Origin of the sequence: Clostridium thermobutyricum (assembly GCF_000371465.1) — a bacterium.
Classification (GTDB): Bacteria; Bacillota; Clostridia; order Clostridiales; family Clostridiaceae; genus Clostridium; species Clostridium thermobutyricum.
The window spans coordinates 1,573,273-1,592,218 of sequence record NZ_KB850956.1; the positions used below are offsets into that span (position 1 = coordinate 1,573,273).

Annotated in this window: 23 protein-coding genes; all 23 read right to left on the reverse strand. The window is 25.6% G+C overall.

Annotated features, from left to right (window positions below):
- The 23 genes from fliD to HMPREF1092_RS07440 all read right to left on the reverse strand — a co-directional run bounded on the left by fliD (position 1) and on the right by HMPREF1092_RS07440 (position 18,933).
- Positions 1 to 1,470 carry a flagellar filament capping protein FliD gene (gene fliD / locus HMPREF1092_RS07330; protein WP_002598013.1) on the reverse strand — a complete coding sequence of 490 codons (1,470 nt, stop codon included), beginning with the start codon at positions 1,468 to 1,470 and terminating at the stop codon, positions 1 to 3.
- Positions 1,471 to 1,487: 17 nt separating this feature from the next.
- Positions 1,488 to 1,862: a flagellar export chaperone FliS gene (fliS, locus tag HMPREF1092_RS07335; protein ID WP_002598014.1), complete on the reverse strand. Its 375-nt coding sequence runs from the start codon at positions 1,860 to 1,862 to the stop codon at positions 1,488 to 1,490.
- Positions 1,863 to 1,870: 8 nt separating this feature from the next.
- Positions 1,871 to 2,140 (reverse strand): hypothetical protein, encoded by a 270-nt coding sequence (locus HMPREF1092_RS07340; protein ID WP_002598015.1) that lies wholly within the window; start codon positions 2,138 to 2,140, stop codon positions 1,871 to 1,873.
- 4 nt (positions 2,141 to 2,144) lie between these two features.
- Positions 2,145 to 2,486 carry a flagellar protein FlaG gene (locus HMPREF1092_RS07345; RefSeq protein WP_051070318.1) on the reverse strand — a complete coding sequence of 114 codons (342 nt, stop codon included), beginning with the start codon at positions 2,484 to 2,486 and terminating at the stop codon, positions 2,145 to 2,147.
- Positions 2,487 to 2,497: 11 nt separating this feature from the next.
- Entirely contained in the window at positions 2,498 to 2,716 is a 219-nt protein-coding gene (csrA, locus tag HMPREF1092_RS07350) for a carbon storage regulator CsrA (protein ID WP_002598017.1), read from the reverse strand.
- Between the two features lie 3 nt (positions 2,717 to 2,719).
- Positions 2,720 to 3,142, reverse strand: coding sequence for a flagellar assembly protein FliW (fliW, locus tag HMPREF1092_RS07355; protein ID WP_002598018.1), 423 nt, complete (start codon positions 3,140 to 3,142; stop codon positions 2,720 to 2,722).
- A gap of 14 nt (positions 3,143 to 3,156) precedes the next feature.
- Positions 3,157 to 4,125, reverse strand: coding sequence for a flagellar hook-associated protein FlgL (gene flgL / locus HMPREF1092_RS07360; protein ID WP_002598019.1), 969 nt, complete (start codon positions 4,123 to 4,125; stop codon positions 3,157 to 3,159).
- Positions 4,126 to 4,137: 12 nt separating this feature from the next.
- Positions 4,138 to 5,964 carry a flagellar hook-associated protein FlgK gene (flgK, locus tag HMPREF1092_RS07365; RefSeq protein WP_002598020.1) on the reverse strand — a complete coding sequence of 609 codons (1,827 nt, stop codon included), beginning with the start codon at positions 5,962 to 5,964 and terminating at the stop codon, positions 4,138 to 4,140.
- A 7-nt stretch (positions 5,965 to 5,971) separates the two neighbouring features.
- Positions 5,972 to 6,376 carry a flagellar protein FlgN gene (locus HMPREF1092_RS07370; protein ID WP_002598021.1) on the reverse strand — a complete coding sequence of 135 codons (405 nt, stop codon included), beginning with the start codon at positions 6,374 to 6,376 and terminating at the stop codon, positions 5,972 to 5,974.
- Positions 6,366 to 6,644, reverse strand: a complete 279-nt coding sequence (gene flgM, locus HMPREF1092_RS07375) for a flagellar biosynthesis anti-sigma factor FlgM (RefSeq protein ID WP_002598022.1) — start codon at positions 6,642 to 6,644, stop codon at positions 6,366 to 6,368. Before flgM ends, HMPREF1092_RS07370 begins: the two co-directional genes overlap by 11 nt.
- Before the next feature lie 153 nt (positions 6,645 to 6,797).
- Positions 6,798 to 7,922: a flagellar motor switch phosphatase FliY gene (gene fliY / locus HMPREF1092_RS07380; RefSeq protein WP_002598023.1), complete on the reverse strand. Its 1,125-nt coding sequence runs from the start codon at positions 7,920 to 7,922 to the stop codon at positions 6,798 to 6,800.
- Between the two features lies 1 nt (position 7,923).
- Complete coding sequence (gene fliM, locus HMPREF1092_RS07385; RefSeq protein ID WP_002598024.1) at positions 7,924 to 8,910, reverse strand: flagellar motor switch protein FliM; 987 nt, start codon at positions 8,908 to 8,910, stop codon at positions 7,924 to 7,926.
- 19 nt (positions 8,911 to 8,929) lie between these two features.
- Entirely contained in the window at positions 8,930 to 9,325 is a 396-nt protein-coding gene (locus HMPREF1092_RS07390) for a chemotaxis protein CheW (protein ID WP_002598025.1), read from the reverse strand.
- A 28-nt stretch (positions 9,326 to 9,353) separates the two neighbouring features.
- Complete coding sequence (locus HMPREF1092_RS07395) at positions 9,354 to 9,713, reverse strand: response regulator (RefSeq protein WP_002598026.1); 360 nt, start codon at positions 9,711 to 9,713, stop codon at positions 9,354 to 9,356.
- A 19-nt stretch (positions 9,714 to 9,732) separates the two neighbouring features.
- Positions 9,733 to 10,332 (reverse strand): chemotaxis protein CheC, encoded by a 600-nt coding sequence (locus HMPREF1092_RS07400; protein WP_002598027.1) that lies wholly within the window; start codon positions 10,330 to 10,332, stop codon positions 9,733 to 9,735.
- 16 nt (positions 10,333 to 10,348) lie between these two features.
- The gene (locus tag HMPREF1092_RS07405) at positions 10,349 to 12,349 is read right to left on the reverse strand and encodes a chemotaxis protein CheA (protein WP_002598028.1); all 2,001 of its coding nucleotides are present in this window, start codon (positions 12,347 to 12,349) and stop codon (positions 10,349 to 10,351) included.
- A gap of 13 nt (positions 12,350 to 12,362) precedes the next feature.
- A complete protein-coding gene (locus HMPREF1092_RS07410; protein WP_002598029.1) occupies positions 12,363 to 13,130 on the reverse strand; it encodes a CheR family methyltransferase in 768 nt (255 codons plus the stop codon).
- A 12-nt stretch (positions 13,131 to 13,142) separates the two neighbouring features.
- Positions 13,143 to 14,180 (reverse strand): chemotaxis protein CheB, encoded by a 1,038-nt coding sequence (locus HMPREF1092_RS07415; protein WP_002598030.1) that lies wholly within the window; start codon positions 14,178 to 14,180, stop codon positions 13,143 to 13,145.
- A 13-nt stretch (positions 14,181 to 14,193) separates the two neighbouring features.
- The gene (locus tag HMPREF1092_RS07420; protein WP_002598031.1) at positions 14,194 to 14,682 is read right to left on the reverse strand and encodes a hypothetical protein; all 489 of its coding nucleotides are present in this window, start codon (positions 14,680 to 14,682) and stop codon (positions 14,194 to 14,196) included.
- Positions 14,683 to 14,690: 8 nt separating this feature from the next.
- Positions 14,691 to 15,140: a chemotaxis protein CheW gene (locus HMPREF1092_RS07425; protein WP_040414067.1), complete on the reverse strand. Its 450-nt coding sequence runs from the start codon at positions 15,138 to 15,140 to the stop codon at positions 14,691 to 14,693.
- Between the two features lie 5 nt (positions 15,141 to 15,145).
- Positions 15,146 to 16,882, reverse strand: coding sequence for a FapA family protein (locus tag HMPREF1092_RS07430; protein WP_002598033.1), 1,737 nt, complete (start codon positions 16,880 to 16,882; stop codon positions 15,146 to 15,148).
- A gap of 96 nt (positions 16,883 to 16,978) precedes the next feature.
- Positions 16,979 to 17,617, reverse strand: coding sequence for an HAD-IB family hydrolase (locus HMPREF1092_RS07435; protein WP_040414069.1), 639 nt, complete (start codon positions 17,615 to 17,617; stop codon positions 16,979 to 16,981).
- 122 nt (positions 17,618 to 17,739) lie between these two features.
- A complete protein-coding gene (locus HMPREF1092_RS07440; protein ID WP_002598035.1) occupies positions 17,740 to 18,933 on the reverse strand; it encodes a pyridoxal phosphate-dependent aminotransferase in 1,194 nt (397 codons plus the stop codon).
- Positions 18,934 to 18,946 lie beyond the last annotated feature (13 nt).

Sequence of the window (18,946 nt, forward strand, 5' to 3'; positions counted from 1 at the left end):
CTACACCATTCCTAATTGTTGCATTAGATATGAGCTTTGATTATTCAATTTAGACATTTGAGTTTCAAGCCTAGAAAATTGAAGATAAAAAGCATTTTCTCTTCTTTTTAAATCTTTTTCCATTTCAGCGATTAATTTTTCTTTTTTTTGCATTTCTTTAGTTAAATCATTATTAAATGAAGTAACAGAGTTTTCCATACCTGCTTTTTTCATAAGTGGAGCTGTAACTGTCTCAAACTCATTATAAAGAGTATCTTTCATTTCTGATAAAATTCCTTTTGAACCTTTTTCATTTCCTATAAATAAATTTTTTATTTCAGCTCCATTTGCTTTTAAAGCTTCCTCTAATTTTTTTTCATCTATAGTAAAGGTTCCATTTTTATCTCCATAATCAGATACTGGACTTATTCCTATTTTTTCTAAATTTATTCCTTCCATTGTTTTTCTCATAGTCTGTTTTAGATTATTAGATATTCTTTCTAAATCTGAATCTCTTCTTAATAAACCTTGTTTAGATTTTTGATTCCAAAGTTTTATTTCATCTTCGCTCATCTCTTTTTTTTGTTCTTCTGTAAGAGGAAGATAATCTCTTGCTCTTTTTTCATTTGTTAACTTGTTTATATTACCTATTAAATTATTATAATCATTTATAAAATTAACTATTAAATCTTTCGTTTTAGTTACATCAGTTTTTCCTGTTAATTTAACTTCTCCATCTGTAACATCATTAAATTTAAAAGTTACTCCATCTAAAGTTACTGAATTTGTCTTTCCTTCATATACATAAGGTTTATTTCCACCATAATCTATAATAACTTTAGCATTTTTACCTTCTATTTTCTCTCCAATAGAATTAAAATCTGTTTCATTAACCTTTTTACCTAAAACTTCAAAATCAGTTTCTTTTCCAGTTCTATCTGAAGAAAGAACAATTCCTCCTGCTAGTTCTGAATACTTTGCAGTTACTTCAATACCCTCACTTTTAAACTTAGAATTTAATTCTTTTATTATTTCATCATTACTAAGTTTTACTTCTTCGCCCTTATCATTTTTCTTAGTTAAACTTATTTCAATTTCTTTATCTTTCATTTTAACTTTTAATGTTTCAATGTTTTCAATATCTTTTTCATTTAAAATATTTTTTGTATTAGTAGCTAAGCTTTCTACATTTACTTTATAATTTATTGCTTCAGCTCCAGTTCCTCCTGTAGCTGAAACTGCTCCACTGCTTGATTCAAAAGATACTGATTGCCAAGCACTACTCATAATAAGTGAATTTTCACTATTAGTAGTAAAATATTTATTATAAAAACTATTAGCTTCTTTTATAGTGTTTCTATACATCTCTTGTCTAAATTCTAATAATGATTTATCTTGCTTTACTCTATCAACTCTTGTCTTATATGGCTTCATCATATCTTTTATTAAACTATCTGTATCTAATCCTGTTGCAAGACCTGTTATTCTCAAATTTTCCACCTCTCATATTATTTTTTAGATTTCTTCTCTACTTCATACCATAAATCTCTTACTTCCTCTATTAATGGTATAACCTTTTCTAACTCTTCTATATCCTTTTTTAAATTTGCTTTAACTAAGCTTTCTTTTATAAATGCATAAATATTAAATATATTTTTTGCCCATTCCTCAGAATTAGTATCTAAAGAAATCATAAGTTCTGAAAAAATATCCTGTGCCTTAATTAAATTTTCATGAGCTTTCCTTACATTTCCTTCTTTTAAAGCCTCTCTTGCTATTTTAGAAAATTTAACTGCTCCATCTACAATCATAAGTAAAAGCTGATCTTTAGAAGCATATGTTATACTATTATTTTTATATACATTGTATGCATTATTATACATTTATCTCACTACCCTTTCATATCTAAAATAGTTCCTATAGAATTATCTTTATCTATGTCTTTTTCTCCTTCTATATTAAGTTTTTCATTTATATATCCATCTATAGTTACATAATTTTTAACTATTTTATTTTTTTCTTTATTCTCTTTTTCCTTATCATCTTTATAGTTAATTTTGATTTCTGTTGATTTATTTAATTTATGGATTTTTCCATTTTTAGTTTCATCCTTTATCTTTCTTCTTATATCAGTATCAATTTTATTTAACCTATATTCCATAAAATTAAACCTTGTTATTTATTATCATTCCAGCTTCTTCACAAAACTTAGCAATCATATCTATTATCTTTTCTGGTGGAAATTCTAATATTACTTTTTTGCTAGTTTTGTCTATTATCCTTATCATTATATCTCCAAGCTTTTCATGTACTTTATATTCCGCATAAGTATTATCTTTTTTTAAATATTTATTTAATTCTTTTATGGATTTATCTAAATCACTTACACTTAATTTATCCCCACTTACTTTTAAACTTTTTTCTCCACTAGTGTTTTCTGCTATTTTTTCTTTTCTGTAAATATCAAATCCTCCGTAACTATTATCATTTAAAAATTTGATATCCATATTTAACCCCACTATTTTAATTTTATATTTTTAAGCATTTCTAAATCAAAATCCATTGCTTTTTTATTTTCAGTTTCCACTTCTTTATATAACTCTTTTCTAAGTATTTCTATTTCTTTAGGTGCATCAATACCTATTTGAACTGTACCATTTTCAAGTGCAACTATTTTTATTTCTATGTCATCACCTATAATGACAGATTCTCCTTCTTTTCTTCTAATCACTAACATACTTTACATCTCCTTTTTTATTTGATGTTTTATCCTGTATTTTGGGTTATCCAAAATTATTTGTTCTCCTAATCCATTTTTAATATTTATCACAATTGGTGCTGATAAGTTAGCTGTTATTTTTCTTATATCACTATTTAAAGTAACAGTTGAATAAACTAGTATATCCTTTGAATCATCTACTTTTAATCCATTTACTATTCTATCTTCTAATTTAAACTCATAATCTTCTTCTACTAAAAATGGTGATATTATCACAAATGAAATATTTTTATCTTCTAATGACTTCAAAAAACAAAATGGTTTATATTCTTCACTTTCAATTATTACAAACTTTTTTAAATTATCAAAGCCAGGCAATGCCTTTTTAAAAGTAACTTCTAATTCCTTTGTACTTTTTTTAATAACTTCTTCTTTTAACTCCATATTTTTCATCCCCTCTATCTTAGATAGTCCATTAAAGTTGGTGGAAGTACTTTTGCACTTGTTTGAAGGGCAGCTATATAAACTGTTTCTGCCATTGCTGCTTCCATTGTTTTTTCAGTTATATCTATATCTTCATTATTAGATAATAATTCTTTCATATTTAAATTTTCATCTTTATTTTTTTCTAAAGCAGATTCCATTCTATTTTGCATCGCTCCAACTTCTCCTCTTATTTGCATAAGATTTGAAATTACACTATCTAAATCTCTTAAATTTTCTCCTATTACTTTATCCATATCTTTTTCATCTTCTGATTTTAAATTATATTGAATATCCTTCATAAGAAAACTAAAATCTATTTCTTTTCCTTCTTTAGACTTAAAGTTTACTATCTCCATTGCCGTAACGTTATATTCTATTTTTACTCCTTGAGAAATTTCAACTACTAAATCTGAGCTTAACATTTTTATTTGATTTTGATCTCCATTTGGTATATTTATTTTTGCTCCTGCTTTATCTACAAAAACTAACTCTTCATTTTGAACATCAGTAGGTTTACTTGTACCTTTTGTTCCTCCAAATATATATTTTCCATCAAAATTTGTATTTAAAATTTGAGAAATTTCTCTAGTTTGTTGCTTTATTTCTTCTTGAATAGCTTTTCTTTCATCTTCTCCATAAGCAGCATTTCCTGCTGATACCATAAGCTCTCTAGTTCTTTGCATTACATTTGTAAGTTGATTTAATGCTGTATCTGTTGCATCTAAAAAATTTATTGTATCTGTTATATTATTGTTATATTGTTTATTTGCATTTATGTCTGTATGAAGTTGCATAGATCTTGCTACTTTAAAAGGATTATCAGATGGTCTTCTTATTTCTTTACCTGACGTTAGTTGTCCATTTAAAGTATTTAAATTATTTAAGTTTTTTCTCATATCCCTTAAATAATTATTAGCCATCATTGTATTTGTAATTCTCATTTAAATTCCCCCTTACCTTTTAAGTCCGTTTACTACTACCTCTAAAAGTTCATCTACTGTTGATATTACTTTTGCATTTGCATTATAAGCATGTTGAAATTGTATTAGATTAGCCATTTCTTCATCAAGAGACACACCAGATATTGAAGCTCTACTAAGCTCTAAATTTGCAAGAAGTTCTTCTTGATTTTCTACCATTCTCTTAGCTTCCTGTGCTTGTATCCCCAATCTATCAATTGTATCTTTAAAATATGAATCCATTGTCATTCCATTATCTGCATTTAAAAGATCCATTCCATTATTCACTAATCTACTTCCTCCTTTTGAGGAAATAAACACATCTTCTCTACTTTGAATTTTAGTTCCAAAATCTTGTATTCTCATTATTGAATTTCTAAGCTGAGCTATTGAAAGTGCCCTTCTTCCATCTGTATCCCCATCTACATTGTTTTGTCCAGTATATGCATATAAATTATCATTAGTCTTAGTTTTTATTTTCATTACATCTTTAAGAATTTCTTTATTTATAGTGATATTTTTAGCTGTTATTTCTTTTTCAGATTCTAATATTTCTCTTAAATTTGCCATTTCATTTGCTGAATTATATTTAGCAACATCATTATTAACAAATAGAGGCATATAATCCATATCAGGATGTCCTGAATTAGATATTGCAGATGTTTGTCCACTATGAATTGCATTTACTGAAAAAGCTATAGCTTTTGCTAATGAATTTAATTCATCTATATATTTTTGAATATCCCCTTGAATAGATATATTGCCTGATAATTCTCCATCTAAAGGACCAAATATCATAAGTTCTGATGCTGAAATAACCTCTCCATTTTTTATTGGATAACCATCACCTTTAGTTGCTTGTCCATCATTATTAGCCCAAATAACGCGAGAAGCTTTTAAATTTTTCGCCTCTTCATCAGTCATTCCTACTACTTTTATAGTTTGCATATTTTCTGAACTATCCATATTTCCACGCTTATAATATGTTATTAAATGTACATTAGGATCATTTGGATCTTTTTTTATATCTGTTATCATTGAAAACCTAGCTGTATCTGTACTAGGATTTGAAGATATAAGATTTGGAGCTTTCATTCCTCCTGGATTTTCTGGTTTTAAATCAACTCCATTAAATTCTCCTTTATCAACTTGAATATTAAATTTATAACTTAATTGATCTAAGAGTAAATCTCTTTTATCTAAAAGATCATTAGGTGCATGTCCAGCTGTTGTTATTGAAACTATTTCTTGATTCAACCTATTTATTTGATCTAAATAACTATTTATCTCAGCTACATTACTTTTAAGCATCATTTGAGCATTTTTTTGTAATTCTTCAAGTTTTGTATAAGTGTGATTTAACGCATCTGTTAATGCTAAAGTTTGTTGTGCTACAACTGTTCTTGAATTTGAATTTTGAGGTTGTTTTGAAAGCTCTTGAAAAGAATCAAAGAATTTTCCCATCAAAGTTGAAATTCCATTTTCTGAAGGCTCATTAAATATTGTTTCTACCTCAAATAGATATTTATTTCTAACATCATATTTTCCTATAATGCTAGTTTCTCCTCTAACTTGATAATCTAAAAAAGAATCTCTAACTCTTTCTATAGCTTGTATTTGTGCTCCTGTTCCAACTTGTCCCTTTCCTATACCTGAAGTTGATAATCCACCATGAGCTCTAGTTGTTTCTATTTTTGCTCTTTGTCTTGAATATCCAGGTGTTTTCACATTAGAAATATTATGAGAAGTAACATCTATTGTTCTTTGTTGAACATTAATTCCCCTTTTTGCTATATTAAATGTTGAAAATAATCCTGACATAATATTTCTACCTCCTTAAAGCTCCATAAGAATTATATGTTTTTATATCCCTTTTCGGATTAATTATATTTAATATTTGATGATTAAAACTTAATCCTTGTCTTATAAGCATTTCATTAGTTTCTTTTTGAAGTTTTAAGCTATGAAGAGTTTTCTTTATTTCTCTATAAATATTATCTAATTCTACATCATCTAATTTTTCTATTAACTCTCTCATATTATTCCCATTTGTAATTTTTCTTCTTTCTACTTCCCATTCTGCAACTTCTTTGTTACAAAGCTTTATTTCATCTACAACTTCTTCTAATCCAAATATATCTTTCTTCATTATTAATTTAAATTGTTTATCCAAAAGTCCTAGCAATCTATTTAAGGATTTTAATTCTTCATTTAAAACCTCCTTAATTCTCATATCCATTATCTCCCATGTATTTTAATATTTTTTTTGTAAGTTCTCTAGAATTCACTTTATAAGTTCCACTTTCTATTTTTTCTTTTATTTCAGCTACCTTTTTCTCTCTATCAACTTCATTATAATTAATTAAATATTCATTTAATACTTTGCCTAAAGAAGATATTTCTATTTTATCTTTACTGAAAGTTTTATTTATTTTATTTTTTGCATGAAGCTTATTAACTGAATAAATTCTTATATTATTATTTATTCCATTTAATTTCATTCTTACTCCTCCACAAATTTATATAACTTATTATCGTTTACTAAAAAAAATACTTTAAAATTTTTATCTAAATAAATATTAATGTTTTATTAATAAAATATTATTTTTAATAAAAATAGAGCAGTAAATTTTATTTACTGCTCTACAATTATGTTATTTTAATGATTTTATTCTATCTGAACTTGAAGCTATGCTTGTTATTCTAACACCAAAATTTTCATCTACAACAACAACTTCACCATAAGCTATATTTTTTCCATTAACAAGTATTTCAACAGGTTCTTCTGCAAGTTTTTCAAGTTCTATTAACGAACCAGTTCCAAGAGATAATATATCTTTTATACTTTTTTTAGTTCTTCCTAAAACTACTGAAATTTCAAGTGGAACATCTAATATTAAATCAATATTATTAGGAACTTCACTTTTATTTTTACTTTCTTCTAACTTTCCAAAACTTGCCTCATGGACTTGAACTTTTTCAACATTTATATTTCCAGAAGATAATCTTGTATAATTACATGATGTATTTTTATTAATTATTTCTTTTTCAATTACATCATTTTTTCTTTCTACTATAGTTTCAGTATTAATTTTTTCTTCTTTATCTTCCTCTTCATTTCCTGTCATTATTGAAACTATTTTTTTTGCAGTTTTTAATGGAAGTATTTGCATTATATTACTATCAACTAAATTTCCAATAGTCATTTTAAATGAAACTCTAACTATCTCTTCATCTTCTGGAATTTTATCAGTTAAAATATCTCTTTCATCACTCCATATTTTACAACTTGGAGGAGATATATTTACTTCTCTAGCAAACATAGTTGCCATAGATGTGGCAGATGAACCTATCATTTGATTCATAGCTTCACTTACGGCACTTAATTCTAAATCTGATAAAATCTTATCTTCTTCAACAGTTCCATCTCCTCCCATCATAAGACTTGATATAACTGCTGCATCCTTTGTCTTTATTATAAGAATATTTCTTCCTACTATTCCTGATATATATTCAACATCTAAAACCACATTAGGAGTATCAAAATTCTTTTTTATTTCTCCTAAAGTTGTCATACTTACTACTGGAGTAGTAATATTTACACTTTGTCCTATTATTTGATAAAGTGCCGTAGAAGCTGATCCCATAGATATATTACCAATTTCCCCTAATAAATCTTTTTCAATTTCAGTTAAGTCATTTCCAATTATTTTATCACTACTTCCTCCACCATTTAATAGTGAATCTATTTCTTCTTGCGATAAAAAACCATTACTCATATTAATTCACACCCTCATCTATTATATCTAAGATTGATACCCCTAAATTTTTTCCAATAATCCCTGGCTTAGCATAGAAACATTCTTCATTTTCTACATATACCTTTATAGGATCTACTGTCTTTCTTTCTAATCTTATAACATCCCCTACTACAAGATTTAAAAAATCATCTACAGTTATAGTAGATTTTCCTAAATCAGCATGGATATTAACATCAATCTTATCTAACCCTTCTCTTATTTTTTCTTTAGATATCTCTTGTAATCCATTTTCCTCTTCATTTCTGAACCAATATTGAACTACAAGCTTGTCCAAAACTTTTTCAACACTTAAATATGGAATACATAAATTCACAAAAGTTATTGTTTTACCAAATTCAACAGAAACAGTTATTAATGCAATTGGTTCATTTGGTGCTAAAGTTTGATTTAATATTGGATTTGTTTCAAGTGCTTCAACTTCTGGTTCAACATTTAATATATCTTCCCATGCATTTTTCATATATAAAATCATTTCTGTTGTCATTTGCTTCATTATATTTTTATCAATTTCTGAAAATTCTTTATTTATCTTTATTTTATTTCCACTTCCACCTAATAAAACATCTATTACTGAAAATGAAAATTCCGGATTACATTCTAACATTAAACTTCCCGCAAGTGGTGGCATCTTAAATATAGTCATCATTGTAGGATTTTGAACTGAATGTATGAATTCATCATAAGTTATTTGCTGTACCATCTCTATTTTCATTTTAACATTCTTTCTTAATTGTCCTGTTAAAAAGTTTGATACTCCTCTTGCAAAATTATCATATATTAATTCTAAAGTCCTTATATGTTCCTTAGAAAATTTTTGTGGACTTCTAAAATCATAAATTTTAACTTTTTGCTTTTCTTCTTCTTTAACATTATCTGCTTCTATCTCACCTGAAGACAAAGCAGACAATAGAGCATCTATTTCACTTTGAGATAAAACATCTGCCATATATATTCCTCATTTCTAACTAATTTAGTAATTTTTTAATATCAATTACTATTAATAGTTTATCCTCATACTTTATTATACCTTGTATATAATCTTCACTACTTTCACTATCTAAAGTTCTTAATTCTTTATCATCTAAAGATAAAACTTCTTCTACCCTATCTACTAATATTCCTATTTCTTCTCCATCAACATCTAAAATTATTATATTCTCTTGATTTTCCGAATGACTTATATTTAATAATAAGTTTATATCTACTAAAGATTTTATACTTCCCCTTAAATTTATTAAGCCTTTTATGTGACTTGGGGCTTTTGGTACTTTTGTTATGCTCATAATATCATTTATACTTTGAACTTTTTCAGTATTAACTGCAAAATATTCATCTCCTAGTTTAAATACAACTATTTGCATTGTAAAAATTCCCCTCTATACTTTAATTTTATCCTAATACTTTTTTAACTGCTTCTAAAACTCTATCAGCTTGGAATGGTTTTACTATAAAATCTTTAGCTCCTGCTCTTATTGCATCCATTACCATTGATTGTTGTCCCATTGCTGAACACATTATAATTTTTGCTTCTGGTGAAAAAGCTCTTATTTGTTTTACTGCTTCTATTCCATCCATATCTGGCATTGTTATATCCATTGTAACAATATCTGGTTTTTCCTTTTTATAAAGATCTACAGCTATTTGTCCATTACTAGCTTCTCCTACTACTTCAAACCCATTTTTCTCTAAAATATCTTTTATCATCATTCTCATAAAAGCTGCATCATCAACTATTAATACTCTTGCCATTGTAAATTACCTCCAATTCTTAATTTAAACCTATCTTTTTTAACATTTTTTCTAATGACCCTGGCACTGGTATGTAGTAAAAATTTATGCCAAAATCTCTTTCACTTGAATCTTTAAATCTAGTTTCAATATCTAATATATATTCATCATATTGATACGATTCTAAAAATACAGTACCAATTATTGCACTTAACATATCATAAGCAACAGCTGGCACAGATGGACTAATAGAAAGTCCTGTAAATTCAGATATAGAATTCATATATCCTGCTGACATAATATTTCCTATTTCACTTAAAACTGAAATACCTATCTCTGAAATTTTTTCTTCTCTCATTCCAGATAAACCTTCTATTATTTTTTCAGCTAATTCCTTTTCAAAAATTATTAATATATTTCCTTGTATATCTCCAAGCACTCTTAATATTATTCCATATACTTCTTTTTCTCCTGCTACTTCATATATATCATTTAGTTTCACCATATTAACTGATGGCACATTCATATCTACTTTATGTCCTAAAATCAAAGATAAAGATGTAGCTGCATTTCCTGCACCTATATTAGATACTTCCTTTAAAGCATCTAATTGTATAGGTGTAAAAATAGATGAATCCATAACTCCCCTCCTAAAGCTAATATAAAACTCCAACATCAAGAATTAGTGTTACAAGTCCATTTCCAAGTATTGTAGCACCAATATATTCATTTAGATTTTTTAATGTTCTTCCAAGAGGTTTTATAACAATTTCCTGTTGTCCTATTAAAGAATCTACAAGAAGTCCAAAAGTTTTATCTCCAGCATTAACTATTATCACAAATTTTTTATTTTTATCACTTGAATTAATACCTAATCTTTCATTTAATCTAACTAATGGAATTACATCATCTCTATATATTATAACTTCTTTTCCATTAATTTTCTTTATATTTTCTTTACTATAACTTATAACTCTATCAATAAATCCTAAAGATATAGCAAAAGTTTCTTCTCCAACATTTATTAATAAAGCTTGTATTATTTGAAGAGTTAAAGGAAGTCTTATTATAAAAGTTGATCCAATTCCTTCTTCACTTGTTAACTCTACAGATCCACCAAGAGATGAAATTTTTGTTTTTACAACATCCATCCCAACCCCTCTTCCTGATATGTCAGTTACTACTTCATTTGTACTAAATCCTTGAGCAAATATAAGATTTATTATATCATTTTCACTCATTCCTTCAGTAGAAATTCCAACGCTTTCAGCCTTTTTTCTTATTTTATCTACTTTTATTCCTGCTCCATCATCAGTAACTTTTATAAGTGCCTTAGTACCTTCTTGATAAGCTTGAAGTTTTATAGTTCCAATAGGATTTTTTCCTCTCTTTATTCTCTCTTCTCTACTCTCTATACCATGATCTGCTGCATTTCTTAAAAGATGAATTAAAGGCTCTCCTATTTCATCTATTACAGTCCTATCTAACTCTGTATCTGCCCCTTCTATAATGAAATTTATTTCTTTATTAAGCTCAACAGAAACATCTCTTATCATTCTGGGAAATCTATTAAATACAACATCTAATGGAAGCATTCTTATCTTCATTACAAGATCTTGAAGCTCTGATGTTGTTCTTCCAACTTGTTCTAAAGTTTCATTTAACTCTGTTGATTTATTATCTATAACTATTTGTTCTAATCTAGTCCTATAAATCACTAATTCTGAAACCATATTCATAAGATTATCTATTTTCTCTAAATCAACTCTTACAGATTGATGAACTTTTTTATTTTTTATCTTTTTCTCTTCTTTAATTTTTTCTACTTTATTTATTTCTTTTGGTTTAACTTCAACAGTTTCTTTTATTATTTTTTCATCTATTTTAGATTTACTAATATTTTTCATTTTTGTAATTTCTACATTTTTAACTTCAACACTTTCAACCTCAGATATATTTTCTATAAGACTTTTAATTTCCTCTTTTGTACTAGTAGTTAATATTATAAATTCTAATGTAAAATCAAATTCTTCATTTTCAATTTTTTCTGTAGAAGGATTTGATTTAATTATTTCACCTTTTTGTTCTAAATCCTGAACTATCAAAAAAGCTCTAGCAGATTTTAGTAAAGTAGTTTGGCTTAATACTATTATCAATTCTAAAGCATTATAATCTCTTTCTATAGCTTGCTTTATTATTGATAAATCATATTCATTTAATTTTAATGACTCTTTAGAATCTAATATTTCAACTTCTTCCTCTTTACTTTCTTCTAAATCCACTTTTTTAGTTTTCTCTAAATCTTCAATTATTTTTTTTATATCTATAACAGAGTCTGAACCCTCTTCAATTATATTTATCATTTTTTCTAATGTATCTAAGCAATCAAATAAAACAGTAACAACATTTTGAGTTACTTTCATTTTTCCATCTCTAAATTCTGATAGGACATCTTCCATACTATGTGTTAAATCGGCTATATCATTAAATCCCATTGTAGCAGCCATTCCTTTAATTGTATGTGCTACTCTAAATATTTTATTTAATGTATCTACATCTTCAGGACTTTTTTCTAACTCTAATAATGACTCATTTAAAGTTTGTAAATTTTCCATTGATTCTTCTAAAAACATTGTCATATATTGAGATGTATCCATAATTAACCCCTCCTTAGATTTTCTTATATATAAATGTAGATTCTTTTTCTAACCCATATTCTTTACAATTATATATACTTTCCGTTGCTCCTACAAATAAAAAGCCTCCTACTTTTAAAGAATTAGAAAACTTTCTGAAAATTTCTTTTTTAGCTTCATTTTTGAAATATATTACTACATTTCTACATACAATTAAATCAAAATCTTTTTCATATTCATCCATAATTAAATCATGCTTTTTAAATGTAACTAATTTTTTTATATCATTAGAAATATAATATTTTGTATCCAATTTCTTAAAATACTTTTTTTCTATTACCGGCAATATATTTCTAGTTTCATTTTCATTATAAATTCCAATTTCAGCTTTTTTAAGTACAGTACTATCTATATCTGTAGCAACTATCGTATGATTTATTAATGGATTAATTTCCTTTAACATAATTGCCAAAGTATATGGTTCACATCCTATTGAACAAGCTGCACTCCAAATTTTTAAACTACTTTTATTTTCCAAAATATTTTTTTTAAGTAATTTATTTAATTCTGAAAATAGCTCTGGATTTCTAAAAAATTCTGTAACATTAATAGTTATATAATCTAAGAATTTTTGCCTCTCTTCATAATTAGTTTTTAATAATTTCGAATATTCTTTAAGACTATTTATTCCTATTCTATTCATTAAAGTTTGAATTCTTCTATTCAATTGAGCTGGTTTATACGCTGATAAATTTACTTTTAACTCTTTATATATCCATGCATGGAACTGATCAAAATTCATAATTCCTCCTAATTACTCATTATCCTCTAATAATTCTCCTATTTTAACTCCTATTTGTTCTATTTCTAATATATAATCCACTTTTCCTGTTTCTATTGCAGCTTTTGGCATTCCATAGATTAATGCTGTTTTTTCACTTTCAGCAATTATTGTTCCACCTAATTCTTTTATTTTAACTATTCCATCTGCTCCATCTTTCCCCATACCAGTTAAAATACAAGCAAGTATATTTCCTTTATATACTTTAGAAGCAGATAAGAATAGCTTATCTACAGCAGGCTTTACTCCCCAAATTGAATTACTATCATCAAAAATAATTTTCTTATCTTCTGAAATACACATATGTATTCCACCTTTTGCTATATATACTTTATCATTTTCTATATTCATTCCATCTTCTGCTTCAACTACTATAAAATTTAAACATGATTTATTTAATCTTTCAGCAAAAGATTTTGTAAAACCAGTTGGCATATGTTGAACAATTAAAATAGGTCTGTTTATTTTTCTTTTTATACTTGTCAAAACTTTGGTCAGTGCCCTTGGTCCTCCTGTTGAAGCTCCAATTAATACGACATCTATATTCTTTTTTATATGTTGCTTATTAAATAAATTAACTTTATCTATATAATTTCTCTTATGTTCACTATTAATACAAGCTTCAATTTTACTTATAAGTTCTTTTTCTATCACTTTAATTCCATCTATTGTAAAGTCACACACATTTTTTATAAAATATGTATTTTTATAATTTTCAAATTTAGAATTTTTTAAAAATTCTTTTTCATCTGACTTACTTATAACTAATATATTTGTATCTATTTCACTTAGAATATTTTCTTGAATCATATCTAATTTATCAGCTTCTTCTTCATTTAAATCTAATATAATTAAATCTGGTTCAGATTTTATTATTTGTTTCACATACATTTTAACATTTCTAAATCTATTTATAATTTTAAAATTATTAGTTTTATTTATAAATTCACAAATTTTTCCTCTTATAAAGGCTGATTCATCTATGACTATAACTTTTTTAATATTTTTCATAAATATATCCTCCTCATAATTCTTTTATACCTTCTCCAACTATTCTTAAATTAACCTTTCCTGTTAAGGAATCTACTATCATTGTTCTTCCTTTATTTCCTCCAATATCTTCTGCAACGATATCTATTTTTTCCTTTTTCAAGGATTCTCGTACTGCTATTCCATTTCTTTTCCCTATATCACTTATCATTTTAGAATCACTAAAATTAAACATTGATGCTCCACCAGCTATTTTTGCTATTAAATTACTTCTTTCACAACCAAGATCTATCATTTCATTTACTAATTTTGGAATAGCCAAGTCAGCAAATTTTTTTTCATTATCAATATTCTTAAATCTTTTACTATCTGATAACATTATATGAGCAAGTCCAACAACTTTTGTTTTTGTATCATATATACAAATTCCTACACATGAACCTAATCCAATAGTCATTATCTTTTTAGGTGCTTTTACAATTTTATAATCAGCAATTCCTACTTTAACTTGTTCGACTATCATTTTTCCTCCTAAAATATAGACTCTTCTTCTTCCTTCTTAAGAATTTTATCTAAATCTAATAATATAACTATCCTTTCATCAAGTTTTATAAGCCCTTTTATATACTTTCTTCCTATCCCAATAGTTATTTCTGGAGCTTCCTCTAAAAGTGATTCTTGAACATCTTTAACTTCATAAACATTATCAACTATTATTCCAAATTTATTTTCATCTCTTTTTATTATTATTATTTTTTTATTTTCATCATTTTTTTCAACAAATCCAAATTTTTTATTCATATTTATTATAGGTACTATTTTATCTTCATGTTTAATTACTCCTTGAACAAAATTCGGTGTTTCTGGAAGTGGTGTTGGTTCTTCATAACCTATTATTCTTTCTACTTGATTTATATCAGTTGAAAAACTCTCATTATTTAGACTAAATATTAGTATTTTTAAATTTTGATCCAAAGTAATCACTCCTATAAATTTAATTTTTCTATTTCTATTTCCCCATTATTCATAAAAGCTTTTAAATTTTTGCTATCTTTATCTATTGCAATGCTTTTATTACCAAATTTAATTATTGTATTTCTATATACAATATCTCCAATTATTTTACCTTTTTCTCCAGCTTTAAGTATTGTAGTAGCTCCTCCACTACTTCCTACTGTTTTACAAGTTATACTTCCTTCTGCAGTAATACTTCCACCTCTTACAACAGAATTTTCTAAGAGAAATTTAACATCCCCTCCTGCTCTTATTTTTGATATATATTCACCTTTCCCAGTAAAAATAATATCTCCTGAGCATTCTATTTTAGTATCTTGTGCATATCCTATTGTTAAATTCCATTTTTCTTTTATAAATTCTTCTCTATTTTTTATTTCATTTTCCAATAAAGATATTATTTTATATAATTCTTTTTTATTTTTTATTGTAAGAATTCCAGTTCCCATAAATTTTTTCCGTATCAAATCTAAAATATCTTCATTTTTATTTTTGTAACTTAATACTTTAAATAATACTTTATTAAAATCTAATAATTTTTTATCAATTATTACTTTAAGAATACTTCCATATCCTTTACTTATAAGATTTCTATTATTATTAATTAATTGTTCTGAGTATTCTTTTAAAATACTTATTTTATTTTTTAATACTTTTAAATTCTCTATATACTCTAATAAATTTTCATCTTTGACTCCAACTAATATAGTTGATTGAATTACACTCCCATCAATAAAAGCATCCTTTTTTGAAACTACTTTAGCACTTTCTGCATTTCCTTTTATAATCATAGTATCTCCAGAAGCTACAGTCATTCCAATACCTATATTTCCATTTATACACAAGTTCCCTAGAAATTGTACATTTCCACTTTCCATATTAATATCTTTATTAATTTCCAATACTTTTGAAACATTAAATGTATTCTTTTTATAATCAAATTTTCCATCAATAGTTGCTATAATTTCATCCCCCTTTATATAACAGCCATTTTTACAAATTATCTTTGAAGTCTTTTTAATTTTACGATGTATTATTTCTCCATATACATCTTGTCCATCTTTACCTAATTCACCTCTAATTATTTTACCTATACATTCCCCTTTTCTAACCATATTAATATTATTTTTATTTCTATAATCAATTCTATCGTTTACAATTTTATTTTCTTTAAAAAATAAAGATTTTACTATATCATCATTATCATTTATAGAATTTACTCCAAGAGCAAAAATCCCTGATAGTTTCATATCATTTTTATCTAATAATTTTTGTATATTCTCATTTTGTATTCCTATTTTTATTCCATATTTATTTAAAATAAATAAAACTTCTTCTAGTGTATACCTATTAGCTTTTATAATCTTATCTTCTTTTAGAAACACCTCTAAAAATCCATTATTTAATCTTTCACATAATTTATATTTTATAGAATCTTTATAAGTAATTTCTCCTAAAACTTCTAAATTATTATTTCTTACTTTTAATTTTAAATTTCTTTTTGGAGTCTCATTATTTAAAATACATATTATTTTATCTTCTTTATTTACTCTTATATTTCCTACTACCTTTTTTTCATTTATTAAAACTGTAATATTATCTTTGCATTTTAATATAAGAGAGTCTAAATTATATTTACTTATATCTATTGTTATAATTTCTTTATATTCAAAAGCTTTATTTTCTATACAAATATTTTTTGAATTCATGATATACTACCTCAATTGTAATTATTCTCCTTTAGTATATCATATTTATGTCAAATTAGTAATTTTTTATTAACTATTTATACATTATTCTTTCTTTTATTTCCAATTCAATATTTTAATATCACTATTTCTTTTGAAATTTATCAAATAAGGATTTCCAACTAAATCTAACAATGGCTTATCACTTAAAGAATCTGAAAACATATATGAATTTTTAAAATCAACTTCTATATTATTTTCCTTCAAATATTTTTTTAATCTAATTACTTTTTCATTTCCTTTACAATTTAATCCATCCATCTCTCTTTTAAATTTTCCATTTTCAAATTTAAATTTAGTTCCTATAATGTGATCAACTTCTTTTATATTATAAAATTCATTTAAATAAAACTCCGGAGAAGCTGATATTAAATATACATCTAAACCTTCATTTTTTAACTTTTTAATCATATTAATAGCATCCTTATAAAGAATACTACTTAATCTATTTTTATAAAAATCTTTTACTTCTTCTGCAAGCCTCTTTTCTTCAATTCCTTCTATGAATTTTAAAAAACTTTCTTTAACTCTTTTTTCATCATAAATTTTTATTCCATACATTAAACCTGAAAATATTGCTCTAGGCAAAAATTTTAAATTTTTTTTATCTTTTTTTATCATATAAGCAAAAAATTGCATTAAAGTTTCTTTTCTAGTTATTGTGAAATCTACATCAAATATTGCTAATCTTTTCATCATTTATTTAATCCTTTCTAATATAATATCCTATATTATTATATAATAAATTTTAATTTATTAAACAAAAAAATACATTAAAGCATAGATAGGAACTATACTTTAATGTATTTAAAATATCATCATTTTAATTCACTTAAAAACTTTTCAATTCTATTTAATCCTTTTTCTATATTTTCAATAGAAATAGCATAAGATAATCTAATATATTGGTCTAATCCAAATCCTATCCCAGGTATTACAGCTGTATCTTTATTTTCTAAAAGAATTTTTGAGAATGTAAGTGAATCATTTATTTCTTCATCATTAAATTTTTTTCCATAATACTTACTAATATCCACCATAACATAAAAAGCACCTTTTGGTCTTATTATACTTATATCTTTTATAGATGTTAATTTATCTATCATATATTTTCTTCTCTTATCAAATTCTTTTATCATTTTATCCAATTCATCTTTTGGACCATTTAGAGCTTCTACTGATGCATATTGAGTTATAGAATTAGTATTAGATGTCATATGACTTTGTATACTTGTCATAAGTTTTATAACCTCTTCGCATCCAGCAGCATAACCTATTCTCCATCCAGTCATTGCACTTGATTTAGATAATCCATTTATAACTATTGAATTCATATAAGCATAATTTGAAAGAGATGCTATACTTATGTGTTTTTCTCCTTCATAAACTAATTTTTCATAAATTTCATCTGATATAATTATAAGATTATTTTCTTCTGCAAATTTAGCTATTTCTATAAGCTCATTTTTTGAATATACAGTTCCTGTAGGATTATTAGGACTATTTAATATTATTCCTTTTGTTTTATCTGTTAAAGCTTCTTTTAATTTTTCTACAGTAAATTTATAATCATTTTCCTTTCCTGTATTAACATATACAGGAACACCATCTGCTAATTTTATTAATTCTGGATAACTAACCCAATATGGCACTGGTACTATAACTTCATCACCTTTGTTTAAAATTGCCAAAAATGCATTTGCAAGGCATTGTTTAGCACCTGTGCTTACTATTATTTGTGAAGTTTTATATTCTAAATCATTATCTGTTTTAAACTTTTTAACTATAGCTTCTTTTAACTCTTGTATACCTGATGTAGCTGTATATTTAGTTTTTCCTTCTTCCATAGCTAAAATAGCTTTATTTATTATATTTTTAGGAGTATTAAAATCTGGCTCTCCTGCTCCAAAGCTAACAATATCTATTCCTTTTGCTTTTAATTCCTTTGCTTTTGCAGTTATATTTAATGTTATAGATGGTGCTATCTCCATTGCTTTTTTTGAAAATTCCATACCTTACATTCCC

Bases quoted from the DNA above. Each gene is read 5' to 3' on its own strand.
- fliS (WP_002598014.1), bottom strand. From the start codon at position 1,862: ATGTATAATAATGCATACAATGTATATAAAAATAATAGTATAACATAT.
- HMPREF1092_RS07340 (WP_002598015.1), bottom strand. From the start codon at position 2,140: ATGGAATATAGGTTAAATAAAATTGATACTGATATAAGAAGAAAGATA.
- HMPREF1092_RS07345 (WP_051070318.1), bottom strand. From the start codon at position 2,486: ATGGATATCAAATTTTTAAATGATAATAGTTACGGAGGATTTGATATT.
- csrA (WP_002598017.1), bottom strand. From the start codon at position 2,716: ATGTTAGTGATTAGAAGAAAAGAAGGAGAATCTGTCATTATAGGTGAT.
- fliW (WP_002598018.1), bottom strand. From the start codon at position 3,142: ATGGAGTTAAAAGAAGAAGTTATTAAAAAAAGTACAAAGGAATTAGAA.
- flgL (WP_002598019.1), bottom strand. From the start codon at position 4,125: ATGAGAATTACAAATACAATGATGGCTAATAATTATTTAAGGGATATG.
- flgK (WP_002598020.1), bottom strand. From the start codon at position 5,964: ATGTCAGGATTATTTTCAACATTTAATATAGCAAAAAGGGGAATTAAT.
- HMPREF1092_RS07370 (WP_002598021.1), bottom strand. From the start codon at position 6,376: ATGAGAATTAAGGAGGTTTTAAATGAAGAATTAAAATCCTTAAATAGA.
- flgM (WP_002598022.1), bottom strand. From the start codon at position 6,644: ATGAAATTAAATGGAATAAATAATAATATAAGAATTTATTCAGTTAAT.
- fliY (WP_002598023.1), bottom strand. From the start codon at position 7,922: ATGAGTAATGGTTTTTTATCGCAAGAAGAAATAGATTCACTATTAAAT.
- fliM (WP_002598024.1), bottom strand. From the start codon at position 8,910: ATGGCAGATGTTTTATCTCAAAGTGAAATAGATGCTCTATTGTCTGCT.
- HMPREF1092_RS07390 (WP_002598025.1), bottom strand. From the start codon at position 9,325: ATGCAAATAGTTGTATTTAAACTAGGAGATGAATATTTTGCAGTTAAT.
- HMPREF1092_RS07395 (WP_002598026.1), bottom strand. From the start codon at position 9,713: ATGGCAAGAGTATTAATAGTTGATGATGCAGCTTTTATGAGAATGATG.
- HMPREF1092_RS07400 (WP_002598027.1), bottom strand. From the start codon at position 10,332: ATGGATTCATCTATTTTTACACCTATACAATTAGATGCTTTAAAGGAA.
- HMPREF1092_RS07405 (WP_002598028.1), bottom strand. From the start codon at position 12,349: ATGGATACATCTCAATATATGACAATGTTTTTAGAAGAATCAATGGAA.
- HMPREF1092_RS07410 (WP_002598029.1), bottom strand. From the start codon at position 13,130: ATGAATTTTGATCAGTTCCATGCATGGATATATAAAGAGTTAAAAGTA.
- HMPREF1092_RS07415 (WP_002598030.1), bottom strand. From the start codon at position 14,180: ATGAAAAATATTAAAAAAGTTATAGTCATAGATGAATCAGCCTTTATA.
- HMPREF1092_RS07420 (WP_002598031.1), bottom strand. From the start codon at position 14,682: ATGATAGTCGAACAAGTTAAAGTAGGAATTGCTGATTATAAAATTGTA.
- HMPREF1092_RS07430 (WP_002598033.1), bottom strand. From the start codon at position 16,882: ATGAATTCAAAAAATATTTGTATAGAAAATAAAGCTTTTGAATATAAA.
- HMPREF1092_RS07435 (WP_040414069.1), bottom strand. From the start codon at position 17,617: ATGAAAAGATTAGCAATATTTGATGTAGATTTCACAATAACTAGAAAA.
- HMPREF1092_RS07440 (WP_002598035.1), bottom strand. From the start codon at position 18,933: ATGGAATTTTCAAAAAAAGCAATGGAGATAGCACCATCTATAACATTA.